Consider the following 21,487-nt stretch of genomic DNA (forward strand, 5'->3'; position numbering starts at 1 on the left):
AGGGGGGCGTCAGCTAGACGGGGGATGTTATTAGCCCCAGAGGTTAAGTTGAGTGGATGGCGAACAATAGAGATGGGCAACAAAGCGGAAAATAGGAGAGAAGGTGGGTAAAGCCACCCTTAGTTAGAGTGGCTTTAACAAGAAGACAAGTGTTAGATAAGGCCAACAATACCCGGAAGCTGACCAACAGCGGCTAATGCACCGATACAGATAAATGCAGTAGTCAAAGGAATCGCAAACTTATCCGTTTTGGTTAAACTGTCGCTGCGCTCTTTATTACCGGTCAGGCCCAAGTTGTCGAGTAACATGGTAATCGCCCAACCGAAAACTGGGTTGACCAAAGCGCATGCAAACATACAGATACCTGCACTTTGGGACTCGCGTGCGTTTTTAACCATTTGCATACCCGCTTCTAGTAAAGGCAAGAACACTCCCACAAGCAGGGCTACGCGAAGAACGGGTTCCCACATTGCTAGATCCATTGGGTAGCCAAGGACAGCAGCAAAGATACACAAAAGACCGGTGAGTAGTGCACCCCCCGGAATTGGACGCTTAGCGATGGCAGCTGGGATCATATATGTGCCCCAAGACGATGCTAAGTTGCCTCCACCTAAACCTGCGCCGACAATCTGACGAACAGAACAGACCGCCATGGTGTCGTCGACGTCCATAAGAGCTTTCTTGGCCGTTTTAGGGTAGTTAAGCTCTTGGAAAACGCGGTGACCAAGAAAATCAGGAGACCACATAGCGACGGCTAAAATAGCAAATGGGATAACCGCAATGTAGTGTTCGAACTCTGGCCAACCCAATTGCCATCCAGTGTCTTCACCCCACCAGTAAAACGGACTCATGTTAGGTAAACCCGGTTCGCTGGTGAACTCAAACGGCACACCCATCGCGAAGGCTACGACACCTGCGATAAATGAACACAGAGGGATAGCCAGCCAGCGTTTTTCAATCTTCGCGAGATAAGCATAAATAACGATTGTGGTAGAAATAACAGCAAAGGATACGGCGTCAAAACCTGTTGTAACAGACCATGATTCAAATCGACCTATTTGGCTGATCAACCCAACGGCGCGAGATAAATCAAAAGGCCTCCGCGAACGCCTTCTCCCGTTAGTTTTACGAGTTTAGAGCCACCTTTGGTTGCACTGAGGATAAGTCCAAACACACCCACCATGATACCAAGTGCAAGAGGGTGTCCACCGGAAGCCGCGACCAAAGGGATGAGCGGGATCATTGGGCCGTGTGTACCCGCAAGGTTAGTTAATGGATTGAGAATCGCAGAAAAGAAGACAACAAAAAGTAAGCCTGCGATCAATAGCTCAAAGCGTACGTTTTCCGCTACAAACTCTGGGGAAAGGCCAAACTGAGCGGCGAAGGCCGCAACCATAGCGGTAACCATAACTACTTTGCCTATGGTAGCAGCAAGTGCGGGAACCCAATCTTCAACCTCAATGCCGAAGTCGCGGTATGGAAGGTGCACCTTCCAGCGTTTCAGATCCATAATTGACAGTTCGTGTTCTAGGTATTCATCTCTAGATTTGAACTCGTTCGCTTTACGGCGCTTCGTCTGGTATGACGTTTGTTGCCTATGACTCATATTATCTCCGATAGATGGATTCCATTACCTGAGTCATTATTGAGAGGCTTAATAATTAGAAATTGATATGGGTCAGTAATGCATCCAATCAATCGATTATTAGCACGATAAATGCGAGCTAGGTCTATAAAATACTATTCTATCAATAGTCAGGTTTTTGCATATTTCGAGCTATATACCTACATTCTATGCGTAAGAATGAATAAAATTCCGTATCTGAATGGTGCTGAGGGTAACAAAGTGTGTCGGTGAACGGGTGAGATTACTCAGTAACATCGCCCTTGCAACGTCATTTGCTTCAATAGGATTGAAGTTGGCGAGTTTGCCAATCATGATGGGGTGTAAGAGTTTCAGTATCATTTGAACGACAGTTTCATCAGCTCTTGGTATGTCACGAAGTCCTTTCAATGGACCGGGACGCACAAAAGTGACTTGATCAAACCCCATGGGTTTGATGGTGTTCTCCATTTGCCCTTTACATCGAAGATAATGGGAGAAAGAGCGATGTGATGCTCCTAAACTCGATACGACCGCTAAACGTTTTACGCCAAGTTGCTTCATCTGTTTAGCAAGGTTGCAAACCAGTTCGCAATCTACCTCAAACAGTGCTTTTTTGCTTCCCGCCTGTTTTAACGTCGTACCTAAGCATATAAAACCTATATCTGGGTTTGCGTTTTCATCGTGCCAATGAGGGGTGGATAGGTCACTAGTCTGGATGGACTCAAGTTTAGAATGAAAGTAGGGCAGTGGCTTTCTGGTCAGTGCATACACATGACTAATGGCATCTTCTTCAAGAAGCTGTTTTATAAGTTCATTGCCAACCAATCCCGTTGCGCCTGCTATCATTGCAACGTGCTTGTTATCCTTAATATCCATCAGTCGTCTCCAATAACGTGAAGTAACAGCATAGTGGATATCAATTTGGAAAGCTTTGATCTGATAACTAAGAAAAAGGCTCCTTTCGGAGCCTTTGTTTTATGCCAGCGAAAAGGGCACACGTTTTTGGGGTTTGGGTGTTTTTTTCGTTGGCTTTTGGGGTTTCGGTCTCTGGTTCGCTATCATCGCGCCTCCTTTCAGTACTCAAACATGAACACTGTTACGAAGAGCATCGAAGCATATCTTGTGCCAGCTTTAGGTACGTAAAATCCGTTAATACTTAGAGATTCCTATTAAATTGACTCTCATTATGAGAGAGACGACTTGCAGGATAAAAAGAGTCGGAGTGGGGGATAGTCTATCACTGGGATAAGCGATACACTGTTGTTAGGAATGCTTAATATTCAAAGGATTGATAATGAATATCGACCTCTCGACCTTAGCACCGACTCAGGTGTATCACTTAATGACTCAAACGATTATCCCGAGACCCATTGCTTGGGTGTTAACCGATTCTGGTGAACAAAACTATAATCTCGCTCCTTTTTCCTATTTCACCGCTGTTTCAAGTCAACCACCATTGTTAATGTTTTCAGTGGGGAAGAAGCCAGATGGCTCGCCCAAAGACACGGCTCGTAATGCCTTGGAAACTGGAAGCATGGTGATTCACATTGCCTCCGCCGATTTAGCTGAGCAGGTAACACAAAGTTCGGCAACGTTGCAGCACGGTGAGTCAGAAATCCCTTTAACGGGTGTTGAGCTTGAAGAGATCCAAGGCTTCCACTTACCAAGAGTAAAAGCCTGCCCCATCGCATTTGCATGTCGTCTTTATGAAGTAAAAGAAATAGGCGATACCCCGCAAACTCTGGTTTTTGCACAAATCGAGTCTATCTATATTGATGACGCGGTGGTGGATGAAAATTCCGAACGCTTAAAAATTAATGCAGAATCTGTTGATCCACTCGCACGTCTTGGTGGCTCAGAGTATGTAACACTGGCAAAAACTTTTAGCGTAGCGAGACCAAAATAACATGTTAGACCGTCAATATTCCGAGCGCATTTGGCACCGAATTAATCAAAAAACCAAACCTTTAGGTGCATTAGGTCAACTGGAGCAGTTGGCTCATGACTTAGCATTAATTCAAAGCAATAAAAAAGGTGACGCCGTCACAAGTATTGAGTTAAACAAGCCCACCATTCTTGTGTTTGCAGCAGACCACGGCATTGCACAACACGGTGTCAGTATTGCGCCAAGCGAAGTAACACAACAGATGGTACTGAACTTCTTAGCGGGTGGTGCAGCTGTTAACTGTTTCTGTCGAGTAAACCAAGTTGAGTTTTATGTCGTCGATAGCGGTATTTTACTCCCAGTGGCATCTGATTCAGCGCAGTTGGTTTCTCAACCACTTGGCAATGGTACCAAAGATTTTTCAACGGTCGCCGCAATGAGTATGGAGCAAGTTGAAAAAGGCATTGAACTGGGCCAAAAACTGATTCGCCAAAAAGTTAAAGAGGGCAGTGACCTTTTAATGTTTGGTGAAATGGGTATCGCAAATACAAGTAGTGCTGCTGCGCTTCTGGCCGCGTTGTCAGAACTGCCGGTGGAGATCTGCGTTGGTCGTGGTACAGGCATTACCGACCAGCAGTTTGCCAAAAAGCGCAGCTTGGTCGAGTGTGGGGTCTCTCGTTGCTCTGGTTTAACCCCTAAGCAAATTCTCGCGGAAGTCGGTGGATTTGAGATCGTACAAATGGTAGGTGGCTTTTTAGCGGCTGCTGAAGAGGGCGTCCCCGTTTTAGTCGATGGTTTTATCGCGACCGCCGCAGCTTATGTCGCTTGTCAAATTGCCCCCGAGTGCCGAGAGTATATGATTTTTGCCCATCAATCTGAGGAAGCTGGGCATAAACACATGTTGACTAGGCTCGAAGCAAAACCTCTACTGGACCTATCCATGCGCCTTGGTGAAGGCACGGGTGCAGTGTTGGCGGTTTCACTTGTTAGGGCTGCTGTCGAGTTTTACAACCATATGGCCAGCTTTGAGCAAGCAGGAGTGACGGTTTAATGCAGGAGTTGAAATACCAATGGCAGCTATTTTTATTGGCCCTTGGCTTTTTCTCTAGGCTACCTGTTCCCAAAGATCTCCCATACAGCGAACAACGTATGAATCAAGCAGGGCGCTACTTTGCGTTGGTCGGCGCTCTGCTCGGAGTGTGCTGCGCTGCCGTCTATAGTGTCGCAGCTTGGCTTTTCCCAGTGGAAATCGCGGTTTTTATTACCATGGTGTTTAGTCTATTACTGACGGGAGCATTTCACGAAGATGGCCTGACAGACATGGCCGATGGCATTGGTGGGGGAATGACGCGCGAGAAACGACTGAACATAATGAAAGACAGCCGCATAGGCACCTATGGGGCGAGTGCTTTAATCATGATTTTGTTGGGAAAGTACGTCTCTTTAGTTGAAATAGCGAATATTGGCGAGTTGTCTATCGTACTGATCGCTGTCTATGCGGTGAGTCGAGCCGTAGCGGCAACCCTTATTTATGACATGCCTTATGTCACCGACCTAGACAATAGTAAAAGCAAGCCATTGGCTCAGAGACAAAGCAAAAAAGAACTGGCTTTATTGATTTTGACAGGCTTGATTGCAGCGAGTTTGTTGGGCTTTCAGATTTTTATTGCTCTGGCCTTCACATCTATTTTGTTTAGAGTGGCATTTTGTTGGTGGCTTAAACGCAGAATAGGTGGTTTCACTGGAGATTGCCTAGGCGCTGCACAACAGATTATGGAAGTACTTTGTTATCTGGTGGTGATTGCCTTGTGGAGAGTTGCGGTATGACAGTCCATTTAGTCCTTGGTGGAGCACGTTCTGGTAAATCAAAGTTTGCTGAGCAGAGAGTATTGGAACAATCTGCTAAGGTTGGCAGCAGAAGACATTACATCGCAACAGCGACAGTGTTAGACGATGAGATGCAAAATCGAATTGAGCATCACAAGAAAAGACGCGATAACGCATGGATTGAGCACGAGTGTCCGCTGCATATCAGTGCGCTTTTAACTCAATTTGATTCCCGCGATGTCATTTTGGTGGATTGTCTTACTTTATGGCTAAACAACCTCTTGTTTGATCTTGGTGACGAGGCAACACAAGAGCAAATTGAATCAGGCGTTCAAGCGTTAGTCGATGCCTTGAGCAGCACCAGTGCCCACATTGTACTTGTCTCTAATGAAGTGGGTTTAGGCGTGGTGCCATTGGGTAAGGTGACTCGACTTTTTGTCGATAACGCTGGATGGATGAACCAAGCCATCGCCCAAATCGCTCAGAGGGTGACTTTGGTCACGGCAGGGTTGCCTATGGAACTGAAAAATGATTAGTACTCAGTTTTATTTAGTTCGGCATGGTAAAACGCTAGGCGAAGCAGCATTAAATGGTGTGACGGATGTTAAAGTCGATGCGCGACACCAGAGGAGTATAGCTCAGAGTATTCTTTCTAAAAACCTAGGTTATGAGAGGATTTATGCATCGCCATTAAGCCGATGTCGCGATCTGGGAGACTTGCTGACAAACAGCGATACACCACTTGATATCGCGCCTGACCTAGCGGAGATGAATTTTGGTGAGTTTGACGGAGTGCCGTTTTCTCAATTGGCTCACCGTTGGGATGAGCTAGAAGCCTTTTGGCGAGATCCCCAAACATGTCAGTTCAAGGACGGTGAGTCTTTGACGGACTTTTTTCAGCGAGTTGTAGCCGTTTGGAAAAAAATTAAAAAGGCGACGTCACAAGACAGCTTGATTATTGCACATGGCGGCACGATTCGCATGATCCTCGCCTATGAGTTAGACGTCGACTGGAAAAACCCGAAGTGGTTTTCCACTCTTAGCTTAGGCCATCATAGCTTAAGCCATATTTCGGTAAGTGGAGAGGGTGAGTTTTCTCAAGTGAAAACCGTAGGACAACCCTTGGATGTAGAGGACATATAATGACAGTACCTAGTTGGAACCTAAGCGTTGCTTATCAGGGATTAGATGATAGCAAGATTGAACAAGACATCGAGTTGGTGAATCAGTGTTTAGAGGTTTTGCGCTCCTATCAGAACGGTCGCGATCAGGTGAGTGTAATGCAAAACGCTATCCAGACCAATGAAGCAGCGGGCAAGTTATTAGCCACAATCAGTACCTATGCCAACTGTATTACTTCTGTAGACTCTTCTGCCACCGATGCGAAAGCCCTACTTGGGCGCATAGCAAAACTCAGCGCCGAGCTGACACAAGCCTTTACGCCATATCAAGACTCACTTATTCAAGCGAGCGAAAGTTTTGTTGATGATGTGCTAAATCACGCCAGTGGTGATGTCGCGGGACAAGCTTTTGCTATTCGCTGGCTGAGAAAGCAAGCGAAAAACCGTCTTAGTATCGAACAAGAGCAACTATTGAGTGCTATGGAAGTCGATGGCCGCGATGCTTGGGGTAAGCTTTACGACAACGTAACTGGAACGCTGAAAGTCGATGTCAAATACGACGATGGCAGATCAGAGCAGCTTGGTTTTTCGCAGGCAGCAAGTGTGCTTTATGGGACGGAATTTGAAAGGCAACAACCTGTTTGGGAAGGTATCCAGCGCGCAATGGCAACGCATAAAGAAACGTTTGCCGCCATACTGAATGCGATATCTGGTTGGCGATTGACTGAATACCAAAAACGTTCAAAATCCGACAATATTCATTTTCTAGAGCCGTCTCTGCACCAGTCGCGAATTACCTTGGATACGCTTGACGCAATGATGGAGTGCGCTAACGACAACAAAGCATTGGGTCAGAAAGCGGGACGTTTAATGGCTAAAGTTCATGGCCTGTCAGAAATGAAACCGTGGAATCACCTTGCGGGAATGCCTGCCAAAGAAGGGGAGCAAGCCAAAGTTTATCCATTTGAAGAAGCCATAGAGCTGATCAAAGCCGCGTTTGAAAAGGTGTCTCCAGAGATGTCTGAGTTCGTCGATACCATGATCGCAAACGGCTGGATTGATGCCGCATCATCAGAGAACCGTCGCTTAGGGGCATATTGCACAAAATTTGCAGCAACTCGCTCTCCACTTGTTTTTATGACTTGGGGTGGAAGTCGCTCTGATTTGCTTACCTTAGCACACGAGCTAGGCCATGCTTTCCACAACTGGGTGATGCGCGATTTACCGCTGTGTAAAACCCGTTATCCAATGACACTGGCAGAAACGGCGTCTATATTTGCGGAAAATATAGTGCGAGACTACCTTCTGGATAATGCTTCAAGTGACGGAGAAAAACTCGAAATGCTATGGGAGGAACTGTCCTCCTGTTATGCGTTGACGATCAACATTCCGGTTCGATTTGAGTTTGAACGAGCGTTTTATCAGCGTCGTTCAGACAAAGAACTTACTGCGGATGAACTATGCGATTTAATGAGTGAAACGTGGCAGCGTTGGTACGGCGATTCGATGACAGAATCTGACCCCTACTTCTGGGCAAGCAAGTTGCACTTTAGCTTGTCATCCATCAGTTTTTACAACTATCCCTATCTGTTTGGTTATCTTTTCTCTGCTGGTGTTTATGCACAGCGCGAGGTTAAAGGCAGTAGTTTCTATCTCGACTATCTCAACCTGTTAAGAGATACCGGCTCGATGACCGCAGAAGAAGTGGTAGAAAAGCACATGGCTATGGATTTGAGTAAAAAAGATTTTTGGCAGCAAAGTTTTGATCGAGTTAGCAAAAAAATCGATTATTTTGAATCTCTGCTAGATAGTCAGTGATAGTTTTTCACGGTATTATGTCAGAGTACACAATGTAAGCGATTAAAAAATATACATAATTCTGGTTTGCCATGTTTTGACAAGTGTGATTTGATATCATAAATCCGCTTTTGAGACTCATGCACCAGATACTTGTGCATAAGTGAGATCGCAGCAACAATATTTCAGTGAACAATTCTTTAACATACCCGCTGTGCAATAAAGGAGTAGCGCATGACGAATTCTCTGTTTCGCCGGTCTTTTGTCTTAGACAGTCTGGACTTATCCCAGCCAATGAACGGCGGTGAAGTGATATCAGCATCGGGTACTAAAGTGACACTGCATGAAAGGGGTGTGTTGGAAATAGTTCCAGCACAGGTCACCCCTGAGACAAAACACATTCTCGTGTCAACAGGTGTCCACGGCGACGAGACAGCTCCAATGGAGTTGATCGACAAAATCATTGAAGACGTGTTAACGGGTTTCCAGCCTCTTAAGCACCGATGCTTGTTTGTTGTCGCTCATCCAGCCGCGACCAATGCGCATACCCGCTTTATTGACACAAACCTAAATCGATTGTTCGACAACAAGGCTTACGAAGAGAGCCAAGAGTTAGAGATTGCCAATTGGCTTAAGTTGCTGGTGGATAGCTTCTATCATGACACGGCGACAACTCAGCGTTGGCACTTGGACTTGCATTGTGCGATCAGAGACTCCAAGCATTACTCCTTTGCAGTAAGTCCAAAAGTTCGTCATGCAACACGCAGCCGTGAGCTAATGTCGTTTCTCGAAAGTGCTCAAATTGATGCGGTGCTGTTTTCCAATGCACCATCGAGTACATTTAGCTGGTTTAGCGCAGAAAACTATGCTGCGCAAGCGCTGACAATGGAGTTAGGTCGGGTTGCGCGTTATGGTGACAACGATTTAGACAAACTCGTGGGATTTGATTTGGCGCTTCGCGACTTGATAAGCGATGGTAAACCAGAGCACTTACCTAAGAAACCCATTAATTACCGCGTGAGTAGAACGATTGTTCGCCTCAACGATGACTTTGATTTCTTGTTTGATGATAACGTGGCAAATTTCACTGCGTTCAAGCACGGTGAAGTATTTGGTCACGATGGAGACAAACCTTTGATGGCAAAAAACGAAGGTGAATCGATTGTGTTCCCAAATCGTCATGTTGCCGTCGGCCAGCGAGCAGCCTTAATGGTCTGCCCAGTTAAAATACGCTACGAGAACGATCAAGTCGTATACGATTAATGATACAGTCTCAATCAAGAGATTAAACAAGGCGCACTCAGGTGCGCCTTGTTGTTATATGATAACCAGAATACAGATTAAATTAGGACAGATTGCACTCGATGGATATCTCCCAAATCATTGATATCAAAAGATACCGATGGCAGCGCGCTCAATGGATAATGATCGCAGCTCTATTTTTTATAGGTATCGTCTACCTTATGGTTGGAGAAGTGTTTATCTCGCCTTTGGGCGGCCTTAGCCATCTAGAGGAGCAGTTGTTGTGGAAGTTGCGCGTTCCGCGTTTATTAGCCGCAATGGCGATTGGCGCTGGCCTCGCGCTCTCTGGTGCAGTATTACAGGTTCTCTTGGGTAACGTTTTAGCTGAACCCGGCTTATTAGGGATTTCAGGTGGTGCCAGCATGTTTATGGCGGGTTTGCTTATCTTTTTCCCATTAATGGCGACACCAGTCGGGTTTATGTTGGCAGCGATCATAGGCGCTATGTTGTTCACACTCTTATTGGTTTCGATATCTAGAGTGATGCGATTAACAACCAGTCGGTTACTGCTACTTGGTGTAGCCTTGGGCATCATGTCTAGTTCTGTTGTGACTTGGGCATTTTATTTCAGCGATGACCAAAGTCTTCGTCAATTAATGTATTGGCTAATGGGAAGTGTGGGCGGTGCCAGTTGGTATCACCATATCCTGACCATAGTAATGTTGCCGGTAGCGGTTTGGCTCTGTTTAAAAGGTCGATTACTGGACAAGTTAATGATGGGGGAAGTTCACGCCCGTCAACTAGGCGTGAATGTTGAAAAGGTGCGTTGGCGACTCATAATTGCTGTCGCAATTATTGTTGGTTGTGCGGTTGCCCTTGGAGGTATTATCGGCTTTGTTGGTTTAGTTGTACCCCATTTGGTCCGCTTGGCGTTGGGCAGTGAAAATCGATATTTACTGCCAACAGCTGCAATATGTGGCGCGGCGCTTATGGTGGTTAGTGATTTACTTGCCCGAACTGTCTTGGACTCGGCAGAGCTTCCCGTTGGTGTGGTCACAACAACAATTGGTGCCCCAGTGTTTATTTGGATGTTATTAAAAAATCATGCTGCGCGTTAATAGTTTAAATATTGGTTCTCGTTTACTGCCATTGTCATTTACTTGCGAAGCAGGGGAGATCTTACACATCATAGGGCCAAACGGCAGTGGAAAGAGCACTTTGCTAACGGCGATTTCTGGTCTGCTGCAATACGATGGTCATGTCACCTTGGATGGCGCAGAGATCGCTGAACACTCTGAGGAAAGCCTCGCTCAATATCGAGCTTTCCTATCGCAATCCGGTAGACCCGCCTTTAACATCGATGTATTTCAATTTCTCTCCCTGTCTATTCCAGCCAGTGCCAGACTTAAAACAGAAGAGATGAATTCAGCGGTTGCAGAGCTGACTCAACTGCTTGACGTCGACGATAAGCTGCTACGCCCGATACACCATTTGTCTGGGGGAGAGTGGCAAAGAGTTCGGCTATGTGCCATCTGCTTGCAAATCTGGCCGAGTTTAAACCCTTATGCAAAGGTATTGATGTTAGATGAGCCGCTGCGCCATTAGATATTGGCCAAGAGGTGCTCTTGTATCGATTAATCGATAAAGTGGCTGCTATGGGGATTTCGGTCGTTATGTCCAATCACGACCTTAACCGCACGTTAAAACACGCGGATAAGGCCTTATTACTTGATAAGGGAGTATGTGTATCATTTGGTCCTGTTGAGGCAGTTCTCGACCCAGAATCCCTTTCCAACGTCTATAAAACTCAAGTGAAAAGAGTTGAGTTAGAAGACCGTTCTTTATTGGTGTTTGATTAACCCCAATCACTTTTATTCATTGGCCCATCTCTCACGCTTATCTAGCCTAGTGTGCTCTATTGGGTTGATAAGCATCATCTTGGTGCAATTTGCGCCATCAAAGTGCACACATCACAAAGTGTGACCTTTTGATTTAAATAAAATCAATGGGTTATGGCGTTATAAAAGATGGCATAAAGCTAGCAAACTAAAAGTCGAAGAGTGTCAGTTGATCTATGGTGATAGGCGTAGTTAAGGCTGTGTTGTTTTCCCAAAGAGCAAGTGGCAGGAAACAATCTCGTTCTTGTTAGGCTTGTTCCATCTTCTTTGGATGGCATTTCCGCCACTCTAGGACTAGGGTGGCGGTTTTTTTTGATATAGCTTAAGCGGTAAGCGCTGCGAGATCAGCTGGTCGGTAGTAGACCGATTTTAATACTTTGCCTTCGCGGATCGTTTTGCCCTCAGTGACAACGTCTTGTGCGCACTTAGCAATAATGTAATCGCCTTTAGTGACTGCTTTTAAACCGATACCCTGTTTAGCGTAGTGCGCTTCAGTATCTTGGTACTCCTTTTCGGTACGGCATACCTTGCTCATATTACTGGAGTGGACTTCATCCCAACACGGAACAAAGTCAATACCGCGGTTTGCTGCAACGTGAAGTAGTAGATCAATCAAATAGCTGATAGCGAGGTTGTCTTCAACTTTACTGTCGCCCAAATGCACCAATCTACCCATAAGAACATAAACACTGTCGACAATGGCATCGGCCTGCTCCATTTTGCAGTCTGCTTCCGCCAGTTCGGTCAGTTCTTCAATGGCGAGCGATGTGTGTAGCGTATCTGCCTGCTCATTAAGTGACGCAGGATCTGCGACTGGTAAGTCAAACGTACTGCGAAACTCAGAGATGTCTTGGTATAGGTGGTCGAATAATTTTTGGCTCAGTAAGGTTAGTTGCATCTGGCGTTTCTTCCGATATGAAAATGATGTGCGCCAATACTAACAAACGCAGAATCATAGTGCCAACCTGAGATATGTGAAGCTGTACCACTAAAGAGTTATATGGTACATATATCTTTAAAAATAATTGAAATTTCACATGTTTTCGCTTTAATTACTAGTAACAGTAGTTCGTTTTTTAATTGGTAAGGCAAGCTAAAACCAAAGAGGTTTGCAAGCTATGGGAATAACAATGGCACCTATCAGTGATAGCGAAAAAATCATTCGCAGCTTATATCAAATCACTAATGATTATCAGAAGGGATTTGATATTCAAGTGAGCCAACTGATCCTGATGGGCTTGGAGAGGTTCAACCTAGATATTGGTATTTTGTCTCGAATCGAGGGAAGTAAATACACAGTATTAAATTGTGTCGTTCCCGAAGGGGTTGAGCTCAATGTCGGCGATGTTTTTGACTACGACTCAACTTATTGTGAGATCACTTGTAGCTCTTTTGGTCCTGTTGCCATAGAAAACATGGGTAAAGATGACAAGTATGCTTCTCACCCAGCTTATAAAGCGTTTGGATTAGAGTCTTATATCGGTATTCCAATTTTTGTTGATGATGAAGTTTACGGTACTTTAAATTTCTCATCGGCAACGGCGTACCCTAGAGAGTTCCACCGCAAGGATGTGGACGTTATGAAGCTTATGGCGTCTTGGATTGAAGTGGAACTTATTCGACGCAAGCAAGAAAAAGAGCTCCAACACTTAAATGAGCAGCTTAAGTTTCAGGCGTTCAATGATTCTTTGACCCAGTTGCCAAACAGACGTTGCTTGTTTAAAACCATGCACAAAGAAATTGAACGAATCAAACACCATGGCGGGCAGGGAACGATAGCGGTTATCGATATTGACCATTTCAAGCAAGTCAATGATGACTTCGGCCATCAAGTCGGTGATGATGTGCTAAGAGAGACAGCTCAAGTTCTGAAAGCGCAGTTAAGCGACAATGAATTTTTGGCTCGCTTTGGCGGTGAAGAATTTGTGGTTTGGTTACCGGAAGGGGACTTGGCGCAAAGGCAGAACAAGCTTGAATTACTTCGCAAGTCGGTAAAATCCATTGACGTCACAGGCCGTCCCTTGACCATTTCCATCGGCTCTTGCCAATTCTCGTTAAAGTCATTATCCGAAGATGCTTGTCGTAAAAGTACTTTAGATAAAATGATTTCCTTAGCGGACGAATGCCTCTACGAGGCAAAAGAGTCGGGCAGAGACCGGGTTGTGGATCGCGAGTTCACAAAATAGTCGTAAACAACAACACTCAACGGCAGCATTTCGCTGCCGTTTTTTTTATCTGTCCCAGACTACCATTGGTGTTGGCGTTGACCGCGATTTGATTGCGGTTTGCGAAGACGCTGAGGCACACCGTTTTCAATCTAGTTCTGTTTGCAATTGGAGTAGTGTTATGAATCAACTCTAATAGGTCATCAAGGTAATTGCACTAGGAGCTTTGTGCTCAAGGATGGCTAAGTTGGAAAAAAGGATTCAATTTTTTGTAGTCATGCTGTTGGCACTTTTCTTGATAGGGTGTGGCTCGGGTGATTCTGATCCGCAGCTGGCGGAGGCTGGTTTAAGTAATGAAAACGAAGCTCAATCGGATGACACCGATGCGGCTGCCCTCAGTTGGCAATTGGGAGACTACTCACTTTCCTCTGACGATTTTTCCAACCTATGCGAAGAACCAAGGTTAGGTTTAGATCCCTATAACAGTTACCGTTCTTATCCCGACAAGTCGGGTAGTGCTTTACATGAAAAGATGTACTTACGGGCGTTTAGCAACGAAAATTACCTGTGGTACGATGAAATTCCAGATGAGGACCCCAACCTTTTTTCTTCGGTGATCAGCTATTTTAATAACCTTAAATCGTTCGAAAAGACTGACGGTGGTCGGTACAAGGATCGCTTCCACTTTTCAGTGTCTTATGACGACTATATGAAAGCTGTTCAGTCCGGGATGGAACCTGGATTCGGCATTCATTGGATGTTTTACAACAATTATGTACCTAGGGACCTTCGGGTGGTTTATACGGACAGTGGTTCGCAAGCAGAAGTTCACGGTGTGGCTCGTGGAGATAGGGTCATCGAAATAGACGGTATTGATTTGGTCAATACTAACTCGAGTCAAGAGATTGCATATCTAAACCAAGCGCTAACTTCTCCTACGAATGGAAAAACCTACTATTTAACTCTTCAAACTAATAACGGCGCTGAAAGAGTGGTTGCCCTCACAGCAGGTGACGTTCCCCGCTCTTACATTAAGACCGCAAAAGTTATTCGTCACAATGGAAAAGGCGTGGGCTATTTGCAGCTTAATGCTTTCAGTGCTTTGGCTCAGGAGTCGTTGATTGATGCGTTTAACTATTTTCGCAACCAAAATATAGAGGAAATAGTTCTTGATCTTCGATACAACAGTGGCGGATTAATACTGCAGGCAGCGCAACTTGGTCATATGTTAACCGGAGCGGGAGAAAATCGAGTTTTCAGTCGGCTTGTATATAATGACAAACGTATGAGGGAAGAGGGAGGAACAATCTATCCATTCCTAAGTTACAGTTATAATTGGCAAACCAATCAATTTCAGAATGAAATGCTACCAAGTATTAATGTAAGCAGGGTCTATGTTTTATCCACTCATAACACTGCTTCAGCAAGTGAAGAGCTGATCAACGCTTTACGTGGTATTGATGTAGAAGTAGTGCTTATCGGTGCAGAAACAACCGGTAAACCTTATGGCTTTACCCCCGTACACAACTGCGGAACCTTTTATTATACGATTGAGTTCCAAGCTGAAAATGAAAAAGGCTTTGGTGACTACGCCGACGGGTTAATACCAACAGACAGATCGTTGGTCTCCTCGACACTCGGTGTCGATAACAAAGTAGAAGGCTGTAGAGTGAATGACGATCTTTCTCACCCTTTAGGGGATGAGTCTGAAGGTATGTTGGCAGCGGCTCTCGAGTATATGGTCAGCTCAACATGCCCAAGTTATACAGCTTCTACAGCGGCTCAGTCACAACCAGCCAAAGAAGGTATTCCGATGCACAATTGGTCGCCACCATTAACAGGTGAGGCAATCCATGTCCATTTTGAATAGAGTAGAGAGTTTAGCAGGGATGCTATTGATAGTCGGGGTAATGGGTTGCAGCGTGACTACATTGCCTATCCAAGAAGCAATTAGCGTCAACATTACCTCGAGTGGTGTCAGAGAGATTCAAGCTGCAATTAGTGTGTTTCAAAATGGTAAGCTTGTCCCCCGACTCGCTGACAATGTGTTTGAGCATTCGCCAATATTGCTCGTAGAGTATGGGAATGTAAAAGACGAAGATGGAAAGCTACTCGACGGTCGTCACGGCCGTTTGCCAGAGGCGTATCAATTACAAATTCGCGGCGAAAATTGCGGTGTGTATTACCAAAAAAGCGATAAGTTTGTTCGTTTGTACAAGGTAACCTGCCAAAAATACAAATAAAACAAAGCCAGTTACGCACTGGCCTTGTTATTCAATGCTTAACGTTTAAAACAAATATGGAAACAGTTTTTTCCTTTGCTCGCTGGTCAGTGATTCAACCATACGAATATTGTTGTCAGGAATGGATTCTGGATCTGGATAATGTCTCAATACTTTTTCCATGCTTTCCTCTCTGATTAAGTGAAAGACGGGGTATGGAGAACGGTTGGTTAGGTTTTCGCTGTCATCCGGATGTGCATCTGCAAAGCAATATTCTGGGTGGAATGTGGCGAGTTGGAAAACCCCTTCCCAGTTTTGCTGGCGAATGAGGGCTTCAACCCACTCGATAAAAAAGTTGTAATCCATAAAGTCTTGCAACATTTCAGGTACAACGACGAGAGTGGTTTCTAACTCAGAGGGCTCTGAATGCTCTAGGCGAATCAGCTCAGTTAAAATATCTTCTAACAAGGCTTCTTCCGCGGTGGCATCCGAGATCACTATATCAATTTGCTTGTTTCGCTCAGGTTTAGCAGCGAAAGGGCACAGGTTTAACCCAATCACAACATCTTTTAACCAGCGATGGACTTCATTATAAATGGTTTGATTGTCGACTTTACTCATATACTACTTTCACTTCTAAGGTGAATCATTGCCGACATCATACCAGAACTATTACTTGTTTAGTGCATGAGATGGTGTGGTCTCGATGTTATGTAATGGCAATACAGTGGCGCGTTTGAGCAATGACAATAGAGCAAACTTCAATGCAAACAAAACACTACCGCCAAACAAGACGTATTGCCATGCGCCGTGTTGCCAACAGTAGATTAAGAAAAAGCCGCCAAGACTTCCACCAATGTAGTAATGAACGAGATAAAGAGCGTTTGCCGTCGCTTTGCCTTGAACGGCCTTTTCACTCACCCATGCGTAGGCCAAGGTATGGGTAAAAAACGCACCGAAGCCAATCAGCAATAGGCCCAGAAGCATACTGGGGATGTATTCAAAATAGGCGAGATACATACCTAGTAAACTGATGGTACTGCCCAAGGTCATTCCCGCAACACCGTCATAGCGTTCCGTCCAGCGGCCGGTGAGTTTAGAGCTAAGTGTACCGGCGAGATAACACAGGAATATTAGCGATGCGACGCCAACGGGCAAGTAGTGTGGCTGAGCGACCAAACGAAAAGCCATAACAGAATACAGGTTTACAAACAGAGCAAAGTTAAGTCCGCCGATTAACATAGCAAACCAGACCTTGCGGTTTTTCAAATGAGTAAGCAAGGCTTTGTTTTGATGACGAAGTGATGAAGATTGCGGGCGAAAGTGCTTTTGGTCAGGCAAGATAAGCAAAACGACAACAGCAGCAACAAGGCTAAACAGTGCCATAACCAGAACAGCGGTTTGCCAATCATAAGCATCGGTGACAACGCCACCAAAAATTCGGCCTGTAATACCGCCCAAGCTGTTGGCGGCAATATAGCTGCCTATCGCTTTGCGAAACGCTTTTTGATCAAGCTCTTCAACCATATAGGCAACGGCGACGGAAGCAAATGCGGCAAGAGAAACGCCCATGGCCCCTCTGGCGGCGACAAGTAACCACATAGAGTCGGTAAGCAACATACTTAGCCCCACTAAAGGTACAGCCAGTAAACCTATTAACATGATTTTTTTCCGCCCCACAGATTCTGACTTTACCGCCCAAGGAACCAGAGAAATAGATAGGCCAAGTGTGCTGGCTGCAAAAACCCAGTTAATTTGAGTTTCAGATACAGAAAATGAAGAGGCTAGTACAGGAAGCATCGGTTGAAAAAGATAAAGGTTGCAGAATACCAAGAAAGACCCAAGGGCTAGGGCTAAGGTCACTTTGCGATACTGCTGGCTACCATACTGAATCATACATACTCCTCATTCAATGATGTGATCAAAGTAGCAGTTGATTCTGGATTGATAAAATATATTATAAATATAGTTGTAATATAAAAAATATATTGAGAATGGACGTTAAACAGCTTACACATTTTGTCCAAGTCGCGGAGGACAAAAACTTCACGTTGGCGGCAAAGAAACTGCATATTGCACAGCCCGCTTTGAGTATTTCAATACGAAAGTTTGAGCAGCAATTGGGGCTCAAGCTGTTCAAGCGAGATGACCGTCGCATCGAGTTAACGGGGGAAGGCGAAGTCTTACTCGTCCATGCTTACAAAGTGCTTCAGCAGGTAGAAGACGCTAAGTTGGCGATGGATGAACTTCGTGGCTTAGAGAAAGGTGAAGTGCGATTAGGCGCCCCAAGTATGTTGGGTTCCTATTTTTTTCCAGAGATTTTAATGGCGTTTAAGTCGAGATACCCCAACCTCAAACTCACACTGGTTGATGCAGGAACGCGCTCTATACGCGAGATGCTACTGCAAGGAGAGTTAGATATTGGAGTGGTAGTGAATGACGATATTTCTGACGATCTCGAGACTGATCCTCTCATCAACGCCGAAATGGTCGCGGTGGTGGGTAAAACTCACCCGTTAGCTGGGCAGAAAAGCCTCTCTTTCGAGTCGTTTTTTTCCAATGAGTTGGTGATGTTTAAACCGGGTTACTTTCATCGCGAATACATCGAAAGCATGGCGCAACAGGTGCGTAGAGAGATGAACTGTTCTTTTGAAACTAACCTTTTGCCGATGATCCTCAATATCGTGAAAAATGAATACGCCATCACCGCACTGCTAGAGTTAGTGACGCAACACGAGCAGGATGTCGTGGCAGTATCCTTTGAAGAGCCAGTAAATATCGAGCTCTCTCTGGCGTGGCGCAAAGGCGGGTATTTATCGCTCGCAGACAGAGCATTTCTAGACTTTGTAAAAGAGCATACTGAGTCTAGCAAACTGGCTTAACGGCCCTTAAAGAGCTTTTCAAAGTTGCTAGGGTTCCAACCGATCATATAGCGGTCACCGACTTTCACCACCGGTAAGGAACGCGCTCCAATGGCATCTAGCTCTTTTCGGCCACGTTGCATTTTAGCGTTGCAAAGGCGAAAAGGAATGCCTTTAGACTGTAAGTAACGCTCAGCATCTTTACAATGTGGGCATTTGTCTTTTACGTAGAGTACAACACGTCGCATGGCGTCTGACCTATTATTGAGCTTATCGGTTTCTGGGGTTGGGAGTGTAGCGAAAAGGCCGTGAATGGCAAGTGCAAATCGGTTAAACTCGCCGTTTAACTATTTTCCTCCTCCATTTATGAACGATCTCTTTTCTAGCATCCAAGGTTATCCCGAGCATATTGTCGAACAGGTAAAGTCATTGGTGGACTCAGGACGTTTTTGCCAATGGTTTGACAAGCGTTATTCAGACAGGCATCAAATAAAGAGTGAGCGCGCCTTGTTTGACTATGTTCAGAAAATCAAAAACCAATATATGAAGAAAAGCGCTCCACTGAGTAAAGCCATTTACGATCCAAAAATTCAGTTGATCAATAATGCTTTGGGACTGCATACCTACCGGAGTATGGTTCATGGCAACAAGGTGAAATCGCGCAATGAGATTCGGATTGCGAGCGTATTTAAAGATGCACCGGAAGCTTTGTTGAGAATGTTAGTGGTGCATGAGCTTGCTCATTTTAAAGAGAAGGAGCACAACAAGTCCTTTTACTCTCTTTGTACTTACATGGAGCCAGACTATCACCAGTTAGAGTTTGATGCGCGTTTGTTTATGATTTACTTAACTTTGCAAGAGGGTGAAAAGTGAACCTCAAGAAGCGTACTGATGCAGAAAAGCCAAATAAACCGCAAGAGATGAAGTTTCTTAAACTCAAAGGCAAAGCGGGTCTTCACAAAGACAATCGACATCGTGGTCGGTATGACTTCAAAGTGCTGACCAAGCTGGTACCCACATTGCAGAGTAGGATAAAGGCAAACCCCAGAGGGGATATGACCATCGACTTTAGCGACGCTTTGTCAGTAAAGTTGTTGAATCAAGCTCTACTAAAGCAACATTACCAAATAGAGTATTGGGATATTCCAAAAGGCTACCTGTGCCCGCCAATTCCTGGAAGAGCGGACTATATTCACCGTTTGGCGGATCTTTTAAATGCTGAACAAGGAATGGCAAGTAGCAGCCTAGTTCGCACGCTTGATATCGGTGTTGGAGCCAATGGTATTTATCCGTTAATTGGGAATAGAGTGTATGGCTGGCAGGGTGTGGGGAGTGATATAGACCCAATATCTGTTAAGAACGCACAGGAAATTTTCGATGGCAACGCTTCTACTTCCGGTCAGATAGAGTGCCGTTTGCAACGCAATAATCGATACCTTTTTAAGGGAATTATCGGTTCGAATGATTTCTTTCACTTAACGACGTGTAATCCACCGTTTCACGCCTCGGCGCAAGAAGCGATAAATAGTAGTGTTCGCAAACAAAGTAATTTAAGTAACAACCGAAAAGCGAAAGGACTTGGCGATAAGAAAACCACCTCGTCACTTAATTTTGGTGGGCAGCACAACGAACTATGGTGCGACGGGGGTGAAGCTCCTTTGTTAAGCGCATGGCATTTGAAAGTAGAGATTTTTCTGATCGAGTATTGTGGTTCAGTACCTTGCTTTCCAAAAAAGAGAACGTTCGCTGGATGCGAAAAAACTTGCAAAAAGCGGGTGCCAAAGAAGCCAGAGTAGTTGAAATGCAGCAGGGACAAAAGACCAGCCGATTCATTGCGTGGACCTTTTTAACTCAGGAAGAACGGACTGATTGGATAAAACAAGTGAATAAACGCATACTTAAATAGAGCCCAAGCCTATTTTCGCAATGTAAACTTATCATGTGGAGATTGCTGCTTGGTGCTTAAGGAGTGCATATGGAATTTGAAATTTATATGCCGTGCGAGCCGAGCTGGATATGTGATAGCTTTCTATTTCTCTTCGGCGGGTTGTTTATCCTCGGTATCATTGCTTTTATTCGCATCTGTTACCGAGAATACAAGACTATCCAACGCAAGCAGAGCGTAATGAAACGGCGTCGAACTCACCATCGGCATCGACGCTGATATTGGCTCCTGTATTTTGAAGCCCTGCGATAACTTTGCGCCACGGGTTATCTATGCCATAGACCGATTCATAATATTCCAGTAACTCTGCGGCTCGAGGACAATCATTTTTTTGAACCGCCACATCCGCCAAGCGCAAAACAACAGACTGCTGTCTAGGCTGATAATTTAAAGAGCGATTTAGCATTTGTTCCGCGTAGTCCCAATCTTGGTACTTATAGGCACAAAGGCCTGCAGTTAGGAAAGTTTGTGCGGAGGCGTTAAAGTCGTGCTGTGCAATGGCGCGGCTGAAATTAACTTGAGCCTGAGGATAGTTACCGGTTTGACACTGGAAAAGAGCATATTGATGCCACACTTTACCGTGTCGAGGATAGAGTGTGCTTGCGCGTTTTAAATATGAGTGAGCGGTAGAATCGTTTTTGACGGTTTGATGGTACAGGGCGAACCCGAGAAGGACGTCAATATCATCGGGCTCGTAGCGTTTAGCAATCAAAAGGTTGTCAAAGCTCTGCTCTAAATCTCCTTTTTTCAGATACTCCATAGCAAGTCGAGTCCGAGCTTCAACTTGCTCAGGTACCGCACTGCGATCGAGTGGCAGTTGAATGCATCCACTGCTGATTGTAACCACAAAAACGAGTGGTACTGCCACTTTCAAAAAATTCATCTAGGTTTCCACTACCACTAACTTATTGTAATTAA

At 45.0% G+C, this 21,487-nt stretch carries 19 protein-coding genes and 3 pseudogenes; 15 read left to right on the plus strand and 7 right to left on the minus strand.

The annotated features are described in order from the left end of the window. Window positions 1–152: 152 nt before the first annotated feature. Both BLO31_RS14130 and BLO31_RS14135 read right to left on the minus strand, forming a co-directional pair. A pseudogene (locus BLO31_RS14130) lies at window positions 153–1,606 on the minus strand (DUF3360 family protein). Between the two features lie 186 nt (window positions 1,607–1,792). Beyond that, window positions 1,793–2,482 carry an NAD(P)H-binding protein gene (locus tag BLO31_RS14135; protein ID WP_070967843.1) on the minus strand — a complete coding sequence of 230 codons (690 nt, stop codon included), beginning with the start codon at window positions 2,480–2,482 and terminating at the stop codon, window positions 1,793–1,795. A gap of 418 nt (window positions 2,483–2,900) precedes the next feature. Here BLO31_RS14135 and BLO31_RS14140 point away from each other — a divergent pair, with 418 nt between their 5' ends. From BLO31_RS14140 to btuD, 9 genes and pseudogenes are all read left to right on the plus strand, one after another. Continuing rightward, entirely contained in the window at window positions 2,901–3,512 is a 612-nt protein-coding gene (locus BLO31_RS14140) for a flavin reductase family protein (protein WP_070967846.1), read from the plus strand. A gap of 1 nt (window position 3,513) precedes the next feature. Further along, window positions 3,514–4,542 (plus strand): nicotinate-nucleotide--dimethylbenzimidazole phosphoribosyltransferase, encoded by a 1,029-nt coding sequence (gene cobT / locus BLO31_RS14145; RefSeq protein ID WP_070967849.1) that lies wholly within the window; start codon window positions 3,514–3,516, stop codon window positions 4,540–4,542. Beyond that, entirely contained in the window at window positions 4,542–5,318 is a 777-nt protein-coding gene (locus BLO31_RS14150) for an adenosylcobinamide-GDP ribazoletransferase (protein WP_070967853.1), read from the plus strand. Before cobT ends, BLO31_RS14150 begins: the two co-directional genes overlap by 1 nt. Continuing rightward, entirely contained in the window at window positions 5,315–5,854 is a 540-nt protein-coding gene (gene cobU, locus BLO31_RS14155; protein WP_070967856.1) for a bifunctional adenosylcobinamide kinase/adenosylcobinamide-phosphate guanylyltransferase, read from the plus strand. The genes BLO31_RS14150 and cobU overlap by 4 nt, the downstream gene beginning before the upstream one ends. Then, window positions 5,847–6,461, plus strand: a complete 615-nt coding sequence (locus tag BLO31_RS14160) for a histidine phosphatase family protein (protein WP_070967860.1) — start codon at window positions 5,847–5,849, stop codon at window positions 6,459–6,461. The genes cobU and BLO31_RS14160 overlap by 8 nt, the downstream gene beginning before the upstream one ends. Further along, window positions 6,461–8,257: a M3 family oligoendopeptidase gene (locus BLO31_RS14165; RefSeq protein ID WP_070967863.1), complete on the plus strand. Its 1,797-nt coding sequence runs from the start codon at window positions 6,461–6,463 to the stop codon at window positions 8,255–8,257. The genes BLO31_RS14160 and BLO31_RS14165 overlap by 1 nt, the downstream gene beginning before the upstream one ends. 213 nt (window positions 8,258–8,470) lie before the next feature. Next, complete coding sequence (locus BLO31_RS14170; RefSeq protein ID WP_070967866.1) at window positions 8,471–9,499, plus strand: succinylglutamate desuccinylase; 1,029 nt, start codon at window positions 8,471–8,473, stop codon at window positions 9,497–9,499. Between the two features lie 101 nt (window positions 9,500–9,600). Further along, window positions 9,601–10,596 (plus strand): vitamin B12 ABC transporter permease BtuC, encoded by a 996-nt coding sequence (gene btuC, locus BLO31_RS14175; RefSeq protein WP_070967870.1) that lies wholly within the window; start codon window positions 9,601–9,603, stop codon window positions 10,594–10,596. Continuing rightward, window positions 10,583–11,337 (plus strand): annotated as a pseudogene (gene btuD / locus BLO31_RS14180) (vitamin B12 ABC transporter ATP-binding protein BtuD). The gene btuC and the pseudogene btuD overlap by 14 nt, the downstream one beginning before the upstream one ends. 361 nt (window positions 11,338–11,698) lie before the next feature. Here the strand turns inward: btuD and BLO31_RS14185 are convergent. Then, window positions 11,699–12,274, minus strand: coding sequence for a nucleoside triphosphate pyrophosphohydrolase family protein (locus BLO31_RS14185; RefSeq protein ID WP_070967873.1), 576 nt, complete (start codon window positions 12,272–12,274; stop codon window positions 11,699–11,701). Window positions 12,275–12,506: 232 nt separating this feature from the next. Here BLO31_RS14185 and BLO31_RS14190 point away from each other — a divergent pair, with 232 nt between their 5' ends. The 3 genes from BLO31_RS14190 (at window position 12,507) to BLO31_RS14200 (ending at window position 15,784) form a co-directional block, all read left to right on the plus strand. Continuing rightward, window positions 12,507–13,562, plus strand: a complete 1,056-nt coding sequence (locus BLO31_RS14190; RefSeq protein ID WP_070967876.1) for a sensor domain-containing diguanylate cyclase — start codon at window positions 12,507–12,509, stop codon at window positions 13,560–13,562. A 217-nt stretch (window positions 13,563–13,779) separates the two neighbouring features. After that, window positions 13,780–15,411, plus strand: a complete 1,632-nt coding sequence (locus BLO31_RS14195) for a S41 family peptidase (RefSeq protein WP_070967879.1) — start codon at window positions 13,780–13,782, stop codon at window positions 15,409–15,411. Beyond that, entirely contained in the window at window positions 15,395–15,784 is a 390-nt protein-coding gene (locus tag BLO31_RS14200; RefSeq protein ID WP_245688499.1) for a hypothetical protein, read from the plus strand. The genes BLO31_RS14195 and BLO31_RS14200 overlap by 17 nt, the downstream gene beginning before the upstream one ends. Window positions 15,785–15,829: 45 nt before the next feature. On the opposite strand, the gene BLO31_RS14205 is transcribed toward BLO31_RS14200, so the two are convergent. Then, on the minus strand, window positions 15,830–16,384 hold the full coding sequence (locus BLO31_RS14205; protein ID WP_070967882.1) for a DUF1415 domain-containing protein: 555 nt from the start codon (window positions 16,382–16,384) through the stop codon (window positions 15,830–15,832). Window positions 16,385–16,435: 51 nt separating this feature from the next. Further along, window positions 16,436–17,659: an MFS transporter gene (locus BLO31_RS14210; RefSeq protein ID WP_070967885.1), complete on the minus strand. Its 1,224-nt coding sequence runs from the start codon at window positions 17,657–17,659 to the stop codon at window positions 16,436–16,438. Window positions 17,660–17,757: 98 nt separating this feature from the next. Here BLO31_RS14210 and BLO31_RS14215 point away from each other — a divergent pair, with 98 nt between their 5' ends. Beyond that, window positions 17,758–18,645 (plus strand): LysR family transcriptional regulator, encoded by an 888-nt coding sequence (locus BLO31_RS14215; protein ID WP_070967888.1) that lies wholly within the window; start codon window positions 17,758–17,760, stop codon window positions 18,643–18,645. On the opposite strand, the gene BLO31_RS14220 is transcribed toward BLO31_RS14215, so the two are convergent. Beyond that, window positions 18,642–18,872: a glutaredoxin family protein gene (locus BLO31_RS14220; protein WP_070967892.1), complete on the minus strand. Its 231-nt coding sequence runs from the start codon at window positions 18,870–18,872 to the stop codon at window positions 18,642–18,644. The two genes, BLO31_RS14215 and BLO31_RS14220, sit on opposite strands and share 4 nt — an antisense overlap. A 118-nt stretch (window positions 18,873–18,990) precedes the next feature. On the opposite strand from BLO31_RS14220, the gene BLO31_RS14225 reads away from it, so the two are divergent. Continuing rightward, entirely contained in the window at window positions 18,991–19,497 is a 507-nt protein-coding gene (locus tag BLO31_RS14225; RefSeq protein ID WP_070967934.1) for a M48 metallopeptidase family protein, read from the plus strand. 47 nt (window positions 19,498–19,544) lie between these two features. Then, a pseudogene (rlmF, locus tag BLO31_RS14230) lies at window positions 19,545–20,530 on the plus strand (23S rRNA (adenine(1618)-N(6))-methyltransferase RlmF). A 196-nt stretch (window positions 20,531–20,726) separates the two neighbouring features. On the opposite strand, the gene BLO31_RS14235 reads toward rlmF, so the two are convergent. Beyond that, window positions 20,727–21,452 (minus strand): hypothetical protein, encoded by a 726-nt coding sequence (locus tag BLO31_RS14235; protein WP_070967895.1) that lies wholly within the window; start codon window positions 21,450–21,452, stop codon window positions 20,727–20,729. Window positions 21,453–21,487 lie beyond the last annotated feature (35 nt).

It is taken from the genome of Vibrio sonorensis (genome assembly GCF_001854765.1).
Lineage (GTDB): Bacteria > Pseudomonadota > Gammaproteobacteria > Enterobacterales > Vibrionaceae > Vibrio > Vibrio sonorensis.

Coding starts and splice junctions, on each gene's coding strand:
- cobT (WP_070967849.1), top strand. CDS start 3,514: ATGTTAGACCGTCAATATTCCGAGCGCATTTGGCACCGAATTAATCAA.
- BLO31_RS14200 (WP_245688499.1), top strand. CDS start 15,395: ATGTCCATTTTGAATAGAGTAGAGAGTTTAGCAGGGATGCTATTGATA.
- BLO31_RS14190 (WP_070967876.1), top strand. CDS start 12,507: ATGGCACCTATCAGTGATAGCGAAAAAATCATTCGCAGCTTATATCAA.
- cobU (WP_070967856.1), top strand. CDS start 5,315: ATGACAGTCCATTTAGTCCTTGGTGGAGCACGTTCTGGTAAATCAAAG.
- BLO31_RS14195 (WP_070967879.1), top strand. CDS start 13,780: ATGGCTAAGTTGGAAAAAAGGATTCAATTTTTTGTAGTCATGCTGTTG.
- BLO31_RS14165 (WP_070967863.1), top strand. CDS start 6,461: ATGACAGTACCTAGTTGGAACCTAAGCGTTGCTTATCAGGGATTAGAT.
- BLO31_RS14235 (WP_070967895.1), bottom strand. CDS start 21,452: ATGAATTTTTTGAAAGTGGCAGTACCACTCGTTTTTGTGGTTACAATC.
- BLO31_RS14205 (WP_070967882.1), bottom strand. CDS start 16,384: ATGAGTAAAGTCGACAATCAAACCATTTATAATGAAGTCCATCGCTGG.
- BLO31_RS14185 (WP_070967873.1), bottom strand. CDS start 12,274: ATGCAACTAACCTTACTGAGCCAAAAATTATTCGACCACCTATACCAA.
- BLO31_RS14140 (WP_070967846.1), top strand. CDS start 2,901: ATGAATATCGACCTCTCGACCTTAGCACCGACTCAGGTGTATCACTTA.
- BLO31_RS14170 (WP_070967866.1), top strand. CDS start 8,471: ATGACGAATTCTCTGTTTCGCCGGTCTTTTGTCTTAGACAGTCTGGAC.
- BLO31_RS14135 (WP_070967843.1), bottom strand. CDS start 2,482: ATGGATATTAAGGATAACAAGCACGTTGCAATGATAGCAGGCGCAACG.
- BLO31_RS14150 (WP_070967853.1), top strand. CDS start 4,542: ATGCAGGAGTTGAAATACCAATGGCAGCTATTTTTATTGGCCCTTGGC.
- BLO31_RS14220 (WP_070967892.1), bottom strand. CDS start 18,872: ATGCGACGTGTTGTACTCTACGTAAAAGACAAATGCCCACATTGTAAA.
- BLO31_RS14225 (WP_070967934.1), top strand. CDS start 18,991: ATGAACGATCTCTTTTCTAGCATCCAAGGTTATCCCGAGCATATTGTC.
- BLO31_RS14210 (WP_070967885.1), bottom strand. CDS start 17,659: ATGATTCAGTATGGTAGCCAGCAGTATCGCAAAGTGACCTTAGCCCTA.
- BLO31_RS14160 (WP_070967860.1), top strand. CDS start 5,847: ATGATTAGTACTCAGTTTTATTTAGTTCGGCATGGTAAAACGCTAGGC.
- btuC (WP_070967870.1), top strand. CDS start 9,601: ATGGATATCTCCCAAATCATTGATATCAAAAGATACCGATGGCAGCGC.
- BLO31_RS14215 (WP_070967888.1), top strand. CDS start 17,758: ATGGACGTTAAACAGCTTACACATTTTGTCCAAGTCGCGGAGGACAAA.